Below are 15,138 nucleotides of genomic sequence, written 5' to 3'. Positions count from 1 at the left end.
TATCTGTCGGGAGGACAGAATGCCATATAAGTGCGTGCCGGGTAAGGGGAATCACCCGGCCGCGGGAGAAAACGGTCAGGCCGTTACAGAATGGCTTTGATGCTCTGCGCCAGCGGCGTCGTTGCGCGCCCGATCAGTTTGCTCAGCGTATGGCTATCGTCAAAAAGTCCCCCTTTGGAGGCACCGACATCGGAGTCCGCCAGCATATCTGCCAGCCCGGCAGGCAGGCCGACGCTTTTCAGCGCGGCGGCAAAATCCGCTTCACTGAGATTCTGATAGGTGACCGGCTTCCCGCTCTGTTTGCTGAGTTCAGCCGCCAGTTCGCTCAGCGTCCAGCCGTGGTCGCCCGCCAGTTCATACACCTTGCCCGCGTGGCCCTCTTCAGCAATCACTTTGGCTGCCGCCGCGGCATAGTCTGCGCGGGTGGCAGAGGCAATTTTGCCTTCGCCTGCCGCACCAATAAACACGCCGTGTTCCAGCGCAGGCGGCGCGCTCGCCAGATAGTTTTCGGTATACCAGCCGTTGCGCAGCAGGGCATAAGGAATGCCGGACGCCGCCAGCGCGTTTTCAGTGGCAACGTGTTCAACGTGCAGACCGAGCGGTGAGTTGTCCGCGTGCAGCAGGCTGGTGTAGGCGATAAATTTCACTCCTGCCGTTTTGGCGGCGTTAATCACGTTCTGGTGCTGGGTTGCGCGCTGGCCGACTTCACTGGAAGAGATCAGCAGCAGTTTATCCACGCCGCTCAGCGCGGCGGCGAAGGCGGCTTCATCCGTGTAGTCTGCCTGACGCACCACTATCCCCTGCTGGCTTAAGGCTTGCGCTTTCGCCGGGTTACGTACGATGGCCACAATCTGGCTGGCCGGTACGGTTTTCAACAGCTGTTCGATAACGAGATGGCCAAGCTGGCCTGTAGCGCCGGTAATCGCGATCATGGTGAATCTCCTTCGTGTTTGTCTGATGTTGTGGCACACTAGCACCATAGCTAACTTTTAGTAAGTACGTACAAAAAGGTAAGTATGAAAACAACGATACCGACGCTCAGCGAACAAATGCGCGATGGCAATCTTTTCGCGGAGCAGTGCCCTTCACGCGAGGTGCTCAAACACGTGACCAGCCGCTGGGGTGTCCTGATCCTGCTGGCCCTGCGCCAGGGAACGCATCGCTTTAGCGATCTGCGCCGTAAAATGGGCGGGGTGAGCGAAAAGATGCTGTCCCAGTCGCTCCAGGCGCTGGAGCAGGACGGGTTTGTCGATCGCGTGTCGTATCCGGTGGTGCCGCCGCACGTAGAGTATAGCCTGACGCCGCTGGGCGTTGAGGTGAGCGAGAAGGTCGCCGCGCTGGCGGACTGGATTGAGGTAAATACGCCGAAGGTGATGGCGAATCGGGACGATCGCGCGGCGTAAAACCGGGAATGTGCGGCCTGATGCCCTCACCCTGGCCCTCTCCCACAGGGAGAGGGAACAAACACCAAAAACGGCAACGTGCGTTGCCGTTTTGCTTTTACTTGCTCAAATCCACCTGATAAATCGCGAACCCGATATCATCCGTCGCGACCTGTTTCATCGGATACTGCGCCTTCTGCTCAATAAACGCGGCTGCCTTATCGGACGGTGACGTTTCAAAACGGATATCCAGCGGCGTATCGCTGTGGATCGGCGCGAGACGCCAGTTGTTATCCACCGCCGGATGTATTTCGCCCGCTTTTTTCGACTCCGCGCTGATCCACGCCGCCAGCACCGAGCGGTTCTCATCTGGAGAAGCAAAGGCGATGTGGCTATCGCCCGTACCGGCAAACTTACCGCCGTAGGCACGGTAGTTATTGGTCACCACCAGGAAAGTGGCATTCGGGTCGATCGCCTTGCCGTTGAAGGTCAGGTTTTTGATGCGCTCCGCCTGCGGGTTGATCGCCTGACACTCGCCGTCATATTTCGCCGGCTGGGTGACGTCAATCTGGTAGTTCACGCCGTCGATCACGTCGAAGTTATAGGTACGGAAGCCGTCCCAGTTAATCAGCGACTGCGGCTTGCTGCTGTGCGGGTCAATCTGGTTAAACTGTCCGGCAGCGCACTCCAGCCACTCTTTCACCTCTTTCCCGGTGGCTTTAACCACCACCAAAGTATTCGGATAGAGGTAGAGATCGGCGGCGTTACGGAAGGTCAACTGGCCCTTTTCGACCTCCACATAGCTTGCCGGGTCATTCTTACGTCCGCCCACTTTGAATGGCGCTGCGGCGGACAGGACCGGCAGTTTTGCCAGATCCGGATCGCCCTGCACAAAGTGTTCGGCATAGGCTTTCTGCGCCATATTGACGACCTGAACGGTCGGGTCATCCTGCACCAGCGCCAGGAAGCTGTACATGTTGTCGGCGGATTTGCCGATCGGCTTGCTGACGAATTCGCGCGTGGCGTCGTGATCGTGCTTCAGCACGTCGACCAGTTTTTTATCTTCCGCCGCCAGTGATTTTTTAGCCGCAGCGTCGTAAATCGGGCGCGCTTCAGCTTTTGACTGCGTCACCTTCCAGCTGCCGCTGTCGTTATTCAGCACCAGGTCCACCACGCCCAGATGGTCGCCCCACATGCCCGGCATCACCGACGGCACGCCGTTGAGCGTGCCTTTCTCAATGTCCGCCCCTTTGATGCTGGCGAAATCTTTGCCAGGGAAGACGGCGTGGGCATGGCCGAACAGGATCGCGTCGACACCCGGGACCTCACTGAGGTAGTAAACGGAGTTTTCTGCCATGGCCTGGTACGGATCGGCGGAGAGACCCGAATGGGCGACAGCGACCACCAGATCGGCGCCTTTTTTACGCATTTCCGGCACGTATTTGCGCGCGGTTTCGGTGATGTCGTTCACGGTCACTTTACCGTCGAGGTTGGCCTTATCCCACGTCATGATCTGCGGCGGGACAAAACCGATATAGCCGATTTTTAGCGTCTGTTTTTTACCGTCCTTGTCGACGACGCTTGTCTCTTTAATCAGGTAAGGGGTAAAGAGCGGCTTTTGGGTCTTAACGTCGATGATATTGGCATTAACGTACGGGAATTTCGCACCGGCCAGGGCGTCATGGAGGTATTTCAGACCGTAGTTGAATTCATGGTTGCCAAGGTTTCCGACGGTATAATCCAGGGTGTTCATCGCTTTATAAACAGGATGGATCTCGCCTTTTTTCAGCCCTTTGGTCGCCATGTAATCTCCGAGCGGACTGCCCTGAATGAGATCGCCATTGTCGACCAGCACGCTGTTTTTCACTTCGCCACGTGCGGCATTGATCAAACTTGCCGTACGTACCAGTCCGAATTTTTCCGTCGGGGTATCTTTGTAGTAATCGAAGTCCATCATGTTGCTGTGCAGATCGGTCGTTTCCAGAATACGCAGATCTACCGTCGCCGCCTGAACGCTCGCTGCAATCAGCGTCGCCAGAAGCGTTGCACTAAACTTAATCATCAGAGGAGTCCTTTTTTCGATGCAGACCACAAAAGAGTATGTATCTATAGCTTGTTGCTTACAGAAATGTGAATCCTGACAGAAAAATGTAACCTGAAACCGGAATTGCTTCACAGATAGCGGAATTGTTCACATTACGATATAACTAAAACAAAGAGTTAACCTCACTGCGTTAACAAAGAGGTGGAAAATGCTAGATAAAATTTGTCAGCTCGCGCGGGATGCGGGAGATGCCATCATGCAGGTGTATGACGGTAGTAAACCTATGGAGGTGGTCAGCAAAGCGGACGACTCTCCGGTCACGGCGGCGGATATTGCGGCACATAAGGTTATCCTGAAAGGGTTACAGGCCTTGACGCCGGACATCCCTGTCCTGTCAGAAGAAGCGCCGCAAAGCTGGGAGGAGCGTCAGCACTGGCAGCGCTACTGGCTGGTCGATCCGCTGGACGGGACAAAAGAGTTCATCAAACGCAACGGTGAATTCACCGTTAATATCGCCCTGATTGAAAAGGGAAAAGCGGTGCTGGGCGTGGTCTATGCGCCGGTCATGAAAGTGATGTACAGCGCCGCAGAAGGGAAGGCGTGGAAGGAAGAGTGCGGCGTGCGCAAGCAGATCCAGGTGCGCGATGCGCGTCCACCGCTGGTGGTGATTAGCCGCTCGCACAGCGACAGCGAGCTGCAGGAGTATCTGCAACAGCTGGGTGAACACCAGACCACCTCGATTGGCTCATCGCTGAAATTCTGCCTGGTGGCGGAAGGTCATGCGCAGCTCTACCCCCGCTTCGGGCCAACCAACGTCTGGGATACCGCAGCCGGGCATGCCGTTGCCGCGGCAGCCGGGGCGCACGTTCATGACTGGCAGGGCAAGCCACTGGACTATACCCCGCGCGAATCCTTCCTCAACCCCGGCTTCCGCGTCTCGATTTATTGAGCCAGCAGCTTATGCAGCAGGTCAACAACCTGCTGCACCTCTTCCTGGGTTAACGCACCGTCTTTCACCCACTGAACGCGACCTTCTTTATCCAGCACGATAATGGCGGAGCTCTCTTCTTCCAGTTGCCAGGCCTTACGGGTGACGCCGTTGCTGTCGACGATAAACTGCGACCACGGGTAGAGCTTTTTATTGCTCTCAAGGCTTGAGCGCACAAACATCCCGGAGCCCGGAATGGCGTCATCGGTATTCACGATCGTGGTGGTCTGGTAGCGGTCGTGAGGGAATTTTGCGGCCTTGATCGCTTCCACCAGGTTGGCATTTTTCTCTTTTGCAGATGTACGACCGGCAATATGTTGTACAACTCTCACTTTGCCCGCGAGCTGCGCGCTATTCCAGGCTTTGTAGCTAAACTTATCATTGTCGAGAATCAATTCTCCCCGGTCAGCAATGCCGACTGGCGGTACACGTTGTCCTTTTTCAATGCTGTGAGCGGAAGCCCACAGGGGCAGCAGCAGGCAGGCTGCTGCAAGGATATTACGTAGGGTCATGGCGTTTCCTTATTGTTTGCAGGTGATCCGACCACTTGGTCTTGCGCTTTTAATGATAAGTGCGATCAATGTGGTTTTCCCGCAATCCCGATGCCAGTTTGCGGGTGAACGCACATATCCATGAAAAAACGACGGCTTATACTGCTCTCAGTCACGCTTTGCAAAGATTATTCTGAATAATTGTAATCAAACGGTAAATAAACTTATGCACACTGGGTAACACCGTAGTTCTGGTCTATAGTCATTGGGCATTAAAATTTGCGCTCAGGACAGTCGGGCCGATTGTGGCACCGCAAGAGCGTATGATTCGCAGGAGATACAAGAATGAAAATTTTCCAACGCTACAACCCGCTTCAAGTGGCGAAGTACGTGAAGATCCTGTTCCGTGGACGGTTGTATATCAAGGATGTTGGCGCTTTTGAGTTTGATAAGGGCAAGATCCTTGTCCCAAAAGTGAAGGACAAACAGCACCTGTCTGTGATGTCCGAAGTCAACCGTCAGGTTATGCGTCTGCAGACTGAGATGGCTTAACCAACGTGCTATGCAGTAGTTAAAAAGACGGCTCCCGATGGGAGCCGTTGATGTTTCTGGGGGCTGGAACGTTACGCCGACACCTTCTCTTCCGCGTCCGGCAGCTTCGGCACCAGTACGGTCGGTTTGTTGTCGATGCGCGTCACCAGCAGCTGGTCGATGCGGTAGTTATCAATATCCACCACCTCAAACTTGTAGCCGGAGAACTTCACCGAGTCGGTACGTTTCGGGATCTTACGCAGCATAAACATCATAAAGCCGCCGATGGTCTCGTAGTTGCCGGACTGCGGGAACTCGTCGATATCCAGCACGCGCATCACGTCTTCAATCGGCGTGCCGCCATCAATCAGCCATGAATTATCGTCACGCTGAACAATCTGCTCTTCCAGCCCCTGGCCAACCAGGTCGCCCATCAGCGTGGTCATCACGTCGTTCAGGGTGATAATACCCACCACCAGCGCGTATTCGTTCATGATAACCGCGAAGTCTTCCCCGGCGGTTTTGAAACTTTCCAGCGCTTCGGAGAGCGTCAGGGTGTCCGGCACAATCAGGGTATTGCGGATCTGCACGCCGCTGTTCAGCGCCAGGCTCTGGTTCGCCAGCACGCGGTTCAGCAGGTCTTTGGAGTCGACGTAGCCGATAATGTGGTCGATATCTTCATTACAGACCAGAAACTTGGAGTGCGGATGCTGCGCCACTTTGTTCTTCAGGCTCTGCTCATCTTCATGTAAATCGAACCAGATAATGCTTTCACGGCCCGTCATGGAAGACGGCACGGTACGGGATTCCAGTTCAAATACGTTCTCAATCAGCTCGTGCTCCTGCTTGCGCAGTACCCCGGCCAGCGCACCGGCTTCTACGACCGCATAGATGTCGTCAGAGGTGATGTCGTCTTTACGCACCATCGGCAGCTTAAAGATGCGGAAAATCACGTTCGCCAGGCCGTTGAAGAACCACACCAGCGGACGAAACACGTACAGACAGAAGCGCATCGGGTTGATGATACGCAAAGCCACAGCTTCTGGCGCAATCATACCGATGCGTTTCGGGGTCAGGTCGGCAAAGAGGATAAACAGGCCGGTGACCAGCGAGAAGGAGAGGATAAAGCTCAGCTGTTCGGCCAGCTCAACGGACATGTACTTAACAAAGAGGCTATAAAACGCCGGGGAAAACGCCGCATCACCCACGATACCGCCGAGAATGGCGACCGCGTTGAGGCCGATCTGCACCACGGTGAAGAACATACCGGGGTTTTCCTGCATTTTCAGAATGCGGGTGGCATTGATGTTGCCTTCATCGGCAAGCAGCTTCAGTTTGATTTTACGGGACGCGGCCAGCGAGATCTCAGATATCGAGAAAAATGCACTGACGGCAATCAGACAAAGTATTACTAAAATACTGTTTAACATAGTTTATCCGGCTTCTCGCCAGATCCTCGGAAGGGAAGTTGATACCATTTGTGTGAAAACACATTGAACGTCAGCTCGTAGCGTTGAGCCGATTATTTCAGCGGGTAGTATAGCGTAAAGAGATGTAAATCTGCCAGAGGTCACATTTTTGGCATAAAACAGACCGGACAGCGGGCGCTGTCCGGTACATCGCGTTATTTCACGGTAGACAGGCGGACATCGCCCACCGCCCGACGGGTGGCATCGCCTCCCCACACCTGGTCATACTCATAGCCTGTGAGCTGTTTGATCACCACGCGGGTCCCGGCGTCGCAGTCGCGGTAATCCCCACCCAGCTTACGGCGCGCAATCTCCTTCAGAAGCAGCTTGTGCGTCTCACGGGTGAGCTTGAACCTGTAGGTGGTGAAGAAGCTGACCGCCAGCAGGGCTGCCGTTGCGAAGATCATCAGGCCGATAATTGCCCCCAGCGCGCTTTCAGGCTGCGCGCCGCTGCCCTTCACAAAGCCGGATTCCTGCAGCACCAGGCCAATAATCATGATGGCAATCGCCACGGTGCTCTTGCGGGTCAGGACCATTACCCCGGCAAAAATCCCTTCGCGGCGCTGCTGGGTCACCATCTCATCGATATCCGGAATGAAGCTGTAAATGTTCCACGGAATATAATAGAGGCCCGCGCGGGCGGCACCGAGCAGAATAAAGACCGCGGAGAACAGCAGCGTCGGGACCTGCGTTTTGGTGAGGTAAACCGTAAACAGGAAGGCCAGCACCAGGAAGATACAGCCGTAGGAGAGCCGCAGGGCGGCAGACGGCGTGACGTTCAGCCGGTTCAGCAACAGCATAAATCCATAGGTGCCGGGTACCGAGGCGAAGGCCGCAATGCTCAGCCAGCCGGAAACCGCCGAGGCATCCTGGCTCAGGCAATACACGACGTAATAGGTAAAGACCGAGCCGAATACGTCCATCGCCGTGAATGAAAAGATGTAAATAATGATATGCAGGCGAAACGCGCGGATACGGAATGAAGAAAAGAGATCCAGCACCAGATATTTCAGGTGATTGAGTATCCCGCTGCTGCGCTGGTTGTCCACTTTAAAATCTGACTCTTGATGCACATCCTTTGCTTCCCAGGTGGTGTACCAGGTAATAAACACCGCAAGGCAGAACACGCAGGAAAATATCAGCCCGGTGAGGGTATAGGTAAACGGATTATCTTTACCCGTAAACTGCATAATCACGCCGGGAACGGAAACCGCAAGAAAACCGCCCAGTTGGGAGCAGATCATCCGCACGCCTGAGAGGCGGCTACGCTCTTCATACCGGTTCGTCATCTCAGCCGCCAGGGTCTCCCAGGGTACCAGCACCATCGCCGACAGCAGTTCAATAGAGAGGTAAGTGCCCAGGTAATACCAGTAACCCATGTCCGTCATCCACAGCAGGGCATACAAAAACATGAGCGGTGAACTGAGTAATAAAAAGAAGCGGCGACGGCCAAATTTACGCCCGAGCCAGGTATCCCCGAAGTTATCGGTGATATAGCCCATAATCGGGCTTAATAGCGCATCAATCACGCGGGCAATAGCGAATATAGATCCCGCTTCAATGACTGAGAGTCCGCAATAGGTGGTGTAAAAAAATAACAGCCAGGTGCCGATAATGGTAAACGCACCCCCGCCAAAAAGATCGGTTACGCCGTAGCCGAGCGCCACGCCATAACCCACTCTACGTTCAGTTGGTTTGACCATAATAATATCCAGTGTAGGGTAATGATTAACCCGTTTTCTCGGGTCGTTTTTTATTAAGTGCTGGAATACAAATTACGTTCTAGTTATTGATATCTATCCATTGTCTTAACTGAGATGAGCGGTAAATAGCCTCCACAAGCTTGAGTGAGTGTCCGGCTTCATGGATGTCGGTGTAATCCGTGTTTCCGGGATGAGAAATAGCATGATAAAAACGGCGGATCGCCTGCTCGTGCCCCAGTCCCCAGTAGCTTTTGATCTGGCCGTCAGGGGAGTTATCGCTGGCCAGCCTGAGGCGCTCGCCAGGGGTAATACGCCAGAGCACGTTGTCACTGAGCAGCAGCGAGCCCTGTTCGCAGTGGATCTCCATCAGAAGCGGGGAATCGGTGGTATTGCAGTTGCTGGCGTAAAACAGGCCGCGGGCGCCGTTGGCAAAGTGCAGCGTGGCCATCGCGCTGTCTTCCCCTTCGGTCACGTCCGCCAGCTCGCCGCTGTCCACCACGCCTTTCACGCGTGTTACGCCGCCTGCGAACCACTGCATCAGGTCGAGGGTATGAATGGCCTGGTTGATCAGCAGGCTGCCCCCTTCCGTTGCCAGCCGCCCGCGCCACGGGCTTTCGGTGTAGTACGCGCCCGAGCGTGACCACGTCAGCACGGCCTTAATGCTGAGCATTTTTCCCAGCCCGCCGTCCTCCAGCATCTGGCGAATGCGCAGGCTGGTGGGGTTGAGGCGGTTCTGGTAGCACACGCCGAGCAGACCCGACGCCTGTTCGGCGGCGCGGGTGATATCCACGAGTTCGCTGCTGTTCATGCCCACCGGTTTTTCGCAGAAAACATGCTTCCCGGCGGCGAGCGCCGCCAGGATCATGTTCTTATGCTCGAAATGCGGCGTGCAGATGTGGACCACGTCGATGGCATCATCCAGCAGCATTTCCCTGTAATCCTGATAGAAGCGGCACTGATAGCGCATTGCCAGCTCCAGCCCTTTGACGCTGTCGATGTCCACCAGCGCGCGTAGCGCGACGTTGGGGAGCAGGCGCAACGCATTCACATGGCAGCCGTGAATCGCTCCGGCACCGATAACCGCCGTGTTCAGGATCGTCATTGTCGCCTCCCGTTATTCCGTCGCGTTGGCCAGCATCTGGGCCTTCACGCAGAGCTCCGCCGCTTTGAAGGCGTGCGCCTGCGTCATGGCGTTTTCGGTACGATGCAGACAGTCGAGGATCAGTTCGCCAAAGAACGGGAACCCGACCTGTCCGGCGACCGGATAGCGGAATTCCCCCTCTTTATTGACGAGATAAACCACGTCCTGCTCGCCGCGGGTGAGATCGACATATTTGCGGATCTCGATATACCCGTCGGTGCCGAGCAGCGTCAGACGGCCGTCGCCCCAGGTTGAGAGCCCGTCCGGGGTGAACCAGTCGCAGCGGAAATAGCCGCTGGCACCGTTTTCGCCTCTGATCGTCGCGTCACCGAAATCTTCAAATGCCGGATGCTGCGGATGGTTGAAATTGCGTGCCTGGCTGGCGACCACGCATGCCTCACTGTTGCCCGTGTAAAACAGAAATTGCTCAATCTGGTGGCTGCCGATGTCGCACAGAATGCCGCCAAAATAGCGACGATCGTAGAACCAGTCCGGACGGCCGGTCCCTTCCCGGTGCGGGCCGGTTCCCAGGGTTTGGACGACGCGGCCAATGGCCCCCTGCTGCACCAGCTGTCCGGCAAACACCGCACTCTCCACGTGGAGACGTTCGCTGTAGTACACGGCGTATTTCCGCCCGGTTTTCTCAACCATCGCTTTAGCATCCGCCAGCTGTTCAAGAGTGGTGAGCGGCGCTTTATCCGTGAAGTAGTCCTTGCCTGCGGCCATGGTTTTCAGCCCCAGCGCACAGCGCTCGGAGGGGATGGCCGCACCGGCCACCAGGCGCACCTCGTCGTCGTTGAGTATCACCTCCAGCGACTCCGCCACTTTTGCCTGCGGGTATTGCTGGATGAATTTATCCACTTTGGCCGGATCGGGATCGTATACCCACTTCAGCGTGGCTCCGGCTTCTATCAGGCCGTTACTCATGCCGTAGATATGGCCGTGGTCGAGCGCGGCAGCGGCAAAAACAAATTCCCCTTCGCGGACAACCGGCTGGGGTTTACCCACCGGGGCATAGTTCATTCCGTCATTTTTGTTCATGGTGTCACTCCTTAATCCAGATCTTTGCCAAGAGGAATCGCACCCACTTCGCTGAAGTTGGCGACGCTTGCGGATTTTTCATAAAAACGGGGAGCGAGGGTGCTCGTCCCGCCGGTACGGTAAAACGGGTCGTCGCGCTGAATCGGCAGCGAGACCACGGTGCGGGTAATGGCAGATTTGTAGATCGCGGTAATCAGCTCCAGCGAGCGTTTGCCCTGCAGGCCATCCACTAACGGCGCCGTGCCGTGCTCGATGGCGGAAAGCAGGTCATTAATCTGCCCGGTGTGCAGCGTCCACTCGAGCTTCGGCGTCTCCTGAAAAACGGCGTTGAGCTGCGCTTCTCGCGTCAGATCGTTAGTCTCCTGCGGGAAGCCGTTATCGGCGCTGACGTTGGCAAAGGCCTGCCACGGCGCAGAGATACGTGCCTTGTCACCCTGAATAATGATTTTCTGGTCTTCCCCGTGGTGCACGACCGAGGCGGTAAGCTGGGTGAGCGCGCCGCTGGGGTATTTGAAGATCGCGGCGCTGAGGTCTTCGACTTCAGCGTTGTCGTGCGCCACGTTGGTCATCATCGCCACCACCTCGGACGGGAAGCCGAGCATCCACTGAATGGCGTCGATGTGGTGAACCGCGTGGTTAAGGGTGCAGCCGCCGCCCTCTTTTTCCCAGGTGCCGCGCCACCACAGGTCGTAGTAGCAGTGTCCGCGCCACCAGAAGGAGTCCACCTGCGCGTGGCAAACCTTGCCCGCAAGCTCCGAATCCAGCGCTGCTTTTAAGCGCCAGAAGGCATCGGTAAAGCGGTTTTGGGCAATGATGGAGAGCGTTTTGCCACTGGCCTTTTGTGCGGCGATCATCGCGTCGCACTCCTCCAGCGAGGCGGCCATCGGTTTTTCGCACAGCACGTGGCAGCCCGCGTTCAGGGCATCAATGCCGATCTCTGCGTGGACGTAGGGCGGCGTGCAGACGTCGACGATATCGATATCCGGCTCTGACGCCAGCATCTGCTGGTGGCTGTCATACACCCGGGCGTCCGTCAGGCCGTAGCGCGTTTTTTTCTCGTGGGCTTTTTCCGGGTAGATATCCACCAGCGCGACGATCCGGCAGCGCTGACCAAACTGCAAATAGCCCTGAATATGGTTGTGCGAGATATTCCCTGTTCCCACGATAGCGACATTTAACATCGTTTCTTCTCCGGAGTTACCAGGTGCCGGAGGCATCCAGCGTGACGCTGGCTGTCTCTTTAGCCACTGAGGTGCTGATGCGCTGCTGAAGCAGGCGCAAATACTGTTTTTCGTTGAGCGGGAGTTCGACCCAGTCGTCGGTCCAGGTAGAGAGGTGCATGGCATTGGAGAGCGTCAACCCGCGGATCCCTTCCAGACCCGGCGCAATGAGCGGCTCGCCGCGCAGAATGGCGGCACAGAAGTTGGCGGTAATAACGTGATGTTCGCTGCATTCCGGGGCGACGGGAAGCGTGACCTCCCAGCATTCAGGCTCTCCAAAACCGTTTTGCCAGCGGGCGTTGAAGGCGGTTTCAGATTCCCGCAGCCGCCAGAAGCGCAGCTTGCCCTCTTCGACGACCACCTTGCCGCGATCGCCGACGATTTCCAGCCGGTTGGTGCCCGGCGTTTCCGCCACGGTGGTGATAAACACGCCCGTTGCGCCGTTTGCATACTCGGCGTAGGCGGTGACCTCGTCTTCCACTTCGATTTCACGATGCTTACCGAACTGGCAGAACGCGCGCAGGCGGACCGGCATGCCGACCAGCCACTGCCAGAGATCGAGCTGGTGCGGGTCCTGGTTAAGCAGCACGCCGCCGCCTTCCCCTTTCCAGGTGGCGCGCCAGCCGCCGGAGTTGTAATAGCTCTGCGAGCGATACCAGTTGGTGATTATCCAGTTGGAGCGGCGGATCTCACCCAGCTCGCCGCTGTCGATCAGATCTTTCACCTTCTGGTAGAGCGGGTTCGGGCGCTGGTTGTACATGATGCCGAACACCACATCGCACGCCTGGGCGCAGGCGTTCATCTCCTGCACCTGGGCGGTATACACGCCCGCCGGCTTTTCACACAGGGTGTGGATGCCGTTGCGCATCGCCAGCATCGACAGGCGCGGATGCTCGTAGTGCGGCGTGGCGACAATCACCGCGTCGATAAGCCCGCTCTGGAGCATCTCCTGCGCGTCGCTGAATAAGGGGAGAGTGCCGACCAGCTGGCGAATAGCCGGATGCTTTTCCGGTGCATTATCACAAACCGCCGCCAGGCAGGCGTCGCTGACCGTACCCGCCAGTAAATAACGCGCGTGGACCGTACCGATATTCCCTATTCCAATAATGCCAAAACGTACCTTCTCCATGTCACACCTTAATTTCAGTTGAAATGAGTGATGACCGGAAAATAGGAAAGGGGAGCCGCAGCGACAATGTGTTTTTGTGAGAATACTCGCAAGGTGATTAAGTAATCTCCAGGCTTTCTGAAATTTAGTTTTAAAATCAACGGACTGTTTCTGCAAATATTTGCAAAAACTGAATGAGAGCGAGGTCACACTATGCCGGGCAAGTTAAAAATGGAGGAAATTGCGGCCCTGACGGGATATTCCGTCAGCACGGTTTCGCGGGTATTAAGCGGCAAGTCTTACACCAGTGATAAAGCCAGGGAGGCGATCGTTCGCACCGCGCGAGAATTAGGCGTGCTGGAGTCCATGGCGAGCGGAAGACTACTAATTAACGGAATCGCTGTTTTTGCGCCGGAAAGAACCTTTCAGGGACGCGGGGATATTTTTTATCTGGAAGTGACGAAAGGAATTGCGGAAGCCTGCGCGCGGCATAATGTGTGGGTCACGTGCTGTGGTTTAGAAGAACAGCACGCCGATGTGAAAGTCTTTATGGAAAAGGCCAGTCATAAGAATATCAACGCGATAATTATTATTGGCACTGATGATTCAACCATATTTAAACTGGCCAGCACGCTGAATAAGCCCTGCGTGTTGATTAATTCCGTCGATCGGGATCGGGTGCTGGATGCCGTGTCGCCCGATCACCGGGCGATTGGCTTCACCGCCATGCAGTACCTTTTCGAGCAGGGTCATCGCCGCGTGCTCACGCTTACCTGCCTGCGTCGGGATACGCTGTACGCGCGTCTGGACGGTATCAAAGAGGCGTATCGCCATTTTCACGTCGCCTTTGACCCGCAGCGCGATTTGCTCGTAACGGAGTGGTTTACCGCGGAAGAGGCCGAGCAGGCGCTGGATGCGTGGTTAGTGAGTCATGACCGATCCCAGTGGCCGGAGGTGATTTTCCCGAACAGTACCCGCATGGTGGAAGGGGTGGTGAGGGTGTTAACGCGCCACGGGCTGCGCATTCCGGAAGACATTTCGCTGATTACGACCGATTTTGCATGGAATTTAGCGCACCGTCTGGAAAAACCGGTCACCGGCGTCACGGTGCCCTGCCGCGAGCTGGGGATTGAGGCCGTTCACCTGCTGCAAACGCGGCTCAACCGACCGCAGGCAGCGGTCTTTAACCTGCTGTTACAGGGCAAAGTGATGGATTACGGTTCAGTCAGCAACGCCACGCGCCACGCGGCTCGCGTGGCGCTGGATGAGTAATCAGGCTAGCTGTGGCGGCAGGCAGACGCCGATGCCCCCGATGCCGCAGTAGCCGTACGGGTTTTTATGCAGGTACTGCTGGTGATCGTCCTCGGCGTAGTAGAACGGTTTCGCCGTCGCGATTTCCGTGGTCACCTCGCGCGTATCGCCCGCTTCACGCATGGCCTGCTGGAAACGCTCCAGGCTGGCGCGCGCGGCGGCATCCTGCTCAGGCGTGAGCGGATAGATAGCCGAACGGTACTGGGTGCCGTGGTCGTTGCCCTGACGCATGCCTTGCGCCGGGTCATGGTTTTCCCAGAAGACCTGCAGAAGCTGCTCGTAGCTAATTACCGCTGGGTCATAGACCACGCGTACCGCTTCCGCATGCCCGGTTTCGCCGGAACAGACTTCGCGATAGGTAGGATTTGGCGTGTAGCCGCCCGTGTAGCCAGCCGCCGTGCTGTAAACGCCGGGCAACTGCCAGAAGAGGCGCTCAACGCCCCAGAAGCAGCCCATGGCGAACAGGGCGATTTCCATTCCCTCCGGCACGTTGGTCATGGAATGGCCATTGACGGCGTGTAAGGTCGCCACAGGCATAGGGGTGTTGCGTCCCGGTAATGCATCGGTTTGTGAAACCAGATGCTTTTTGTCGAATAAACTCACGATGGGGCCTCCCGGGGTGCGATGTTTCAGTTAAGGTTGTCACGAAGCGTTTAATTGAACACAATAAATGCGCTGAATGAGTCTAGATTTAATCATAAGAAATATT

At 56.3% G+C, this 15,138-nt stretch carries 14 protein-coding genes; 4 read left to right on the top strand and 10 right to left on the bottom strand.

The window, feature by feature from the left end; translation table 11 throughout:
- Positions 1-83: 83 nt before the first annotated feature.
- A complete protein-coding gene (locus OTG14_RS15165; RefSeq protein ID WP_157188517.1) occupies positions 84-932 on the bottom strand; it encodes an SDR family oxidoreductase in 849 nt (282 codons plus the stop codon).
- Positions 933-1,016: 84 nt separating this feature from the next.
- Between OTG14_RS15165 and OTG14_RS15160 the strand changes: the two genes are divergently transcribed.
- Positions 1,017-1,403 carry a winged helix-turn-helix transcriptional regulator gene (locus OTG14_RS15160; RefSeq protein WP_252033230.1) on the top strand — a complete coding sequence of 129 codons (387 nt, stop codon included), beginning with the start codon at positions 1,017-1,019 and terminating at the stop codon, positions 1,401-1,403.
- 97 nt (positions 1,404-1,500) lie between these two features.
- On the opposite strand, the gene OTG14_RS15155 is transcribed toward OTG14_RS15160, so the two are convergent.
- Positions 1,501-3,444 carry a bifunctional 2',3'-cyclic-nucleotide 2'-phosphodiesterase/3'-nucleotidase gene (locus OTG14_RS15155; protein WP_267215325.1) on the bottom strand — a complete coding sequence of 648 codons (1,944 nt, stop codon included), beginning with the start codon at positions 3,442-3,444 and terminating at the stop codon, positions 1,501-1,503.
- A 190-nt stretch (positions 3,445-3,634) separates the two neighbouring features.
- On the opposite strand from OTG14_RS15155, the gene cysQ reads away from it, so the two are divergent.
- Positions 3,635-4,375, top strand: a complete 741-nt coding sequence (gene cysQ / locus OTG14_RS15150) for a 3'(2'),5'-bisphosphate nucleotidase CysQ (RefSeq protein WP_024907298.1) — start codon at positions 3,635-3,637, stop codon at positions 4,373-4,375.
- Here the strand turns inward: cysQ and OTG14_RS15145 are convergent.
- Complete coding sequence (locus OTG14_RS15145) at positions 4,369-4,926, bottom strand: YtfJ family protein (protein WP_032651402.1); 558 nt, start codon at positions 4,924-4,926, stop codon at positions 4,369-4,371. The genes cysQ and OTG14_RS15145 overlap by 7 nt on opposite strands.
- 324 nt (positions 4,927-5,250) lie before the next feature.
- Between OTG14_RS15145 and OTG14_RS15140 the strand changes: the two genes are divergently transcribed.
- A complete protein-coding gene (locus OTG14_RS15140; RefSeq protein WP_008501430.1) occupies positions 5,251-5,457 on the top strand; it encodes a DUF1107 domain-containing protein in 207 nt (68 codons plus the stop codon).
- Positions 5,458-5,528: 71 nt separating this feature from the next.
- Here the strand turns inward: OTG14_RS15140 and paeA are convergent, their stop codons facing one another.
- The 6 genes from paeA to OTG14_RS15110 all read right to left on the bottom strand — a co-directional run bounded on the left by paeA (position 5,529) and on the right by OTG14_RS15110 (position 13,139).
- Entirely contained in the window at positions 5,529-6,866 is a 1,338-nt protein-coding gene (gene paeA / locus OTG14_RS15135; RefSeq protein ID WP_023310162.1) for a polyamine export protein PaeA, read from the bottom strand.
- Positions 6,867-7,060: 194 nt separating this feature from the next.
- Complete coding sequence (locus OTG14_RS15130; RefSeq protein ID WP_267215324.1) at positions 7,061-8,608, bottom strand: MFS transporter; 1,548 nt, start codon at positions 8,606-8,608, stop codon at positions 7,061-7,063.
- 79 nt (positions 8,609-8,687) lie between these two features.
- Complete coding sequence (locus OTG14_RS15125) at positions 8,688-9,710, bottom strand: Gfo/Idh/MocA family protein (RefSeq protein ID WP_267215323.1); 1,023 nt, start codon at positions 9,708-9,710, stop codon at positions 8,688-8,690.
- A gap of 12 nt (positions 9,711-9,722) precedes the next feature.
- Complete coding sequence (locus OTG14_RS15120) at positions 9,723-10,790, bottom strand: Gfo/Idh/MocA family protein (protein ID WP_267215322.1); 1,068 nt, start codon at positions 10,788-10,790, stop codon at positions 9,723-9,725.
- Between the two features lie 11 nt (positions 10,791-10,801).
- Positions 10,802-11,971: a Gfo/Idh/MocA family protein gene (locus tag OTG14_RS15115; protein ID WP_267215321.1), complete on the bottom strand. Its 1,170-nt coding sequence runs from the start codon at positions 11,969-11,971 to the stop codon at positions 10,802-10,804.
- A gap of 16 nt (positions 11,972-11,987) precedes the next feature.
- The gene (locus OTG14_RS15110; protein ID WP_090419340.1) at positions 11,988-13,139 is read right to left on the bottom strand and encodes a Gfo/Idh/MocA family protein; all 1,152 of its coding nucleotides are present in this window, start codon (positions 13,137-13,139) and stop codon (positions 11,988-11,990) included.
- Positions 13,140-13,331: 192 nt separating this feature from the next.
- Between OTG14_RS15110 and OTG14_RS15105 the strand changes: the two genes are divergently transcribed.
- Entirely contained in the window at positions 13,332-14,390 is a 1,059-nt protein-coding gene (locus OTG14_RS15105; protein WP_024907292.1) for a LacI family DNA-binding transcriptional regulator, read from the top strand.
- On the opposite strand, the gene msrA is transcribed toward OTG14_RS15105, so the two are convergent.
- On the bottom strand, positions 14,391-15,032 hold the full coding sequence (gene msrA / locus OTG14_RS15100; protein ID WP_048989437.1) for a peptide-methionine (S)-S-oxide reductase MsrA: 642 nt from the start codon (positions 15,030-15,032) through the stop codon (positions 14,391-14,393).
- Positions 15,033-15,138: the final 106 nt, after the last annotated feature.

The sequence above is a fragment of the Enterobacter pseudoroggenkampii genome, from assembly GCF_026420145.1.
Lineage (GTDB): Bacteria > Pseudomonadota > Gammaproteobacteria > Enterobacterales > Enterobacteriaceae > Enterobacter > Enterobacter pseudoroggenkampii.
Note: the sequence above shows the minus strand (reverse complement) of the source record. Positions and strands in the feature narration are given on the sequence as shown.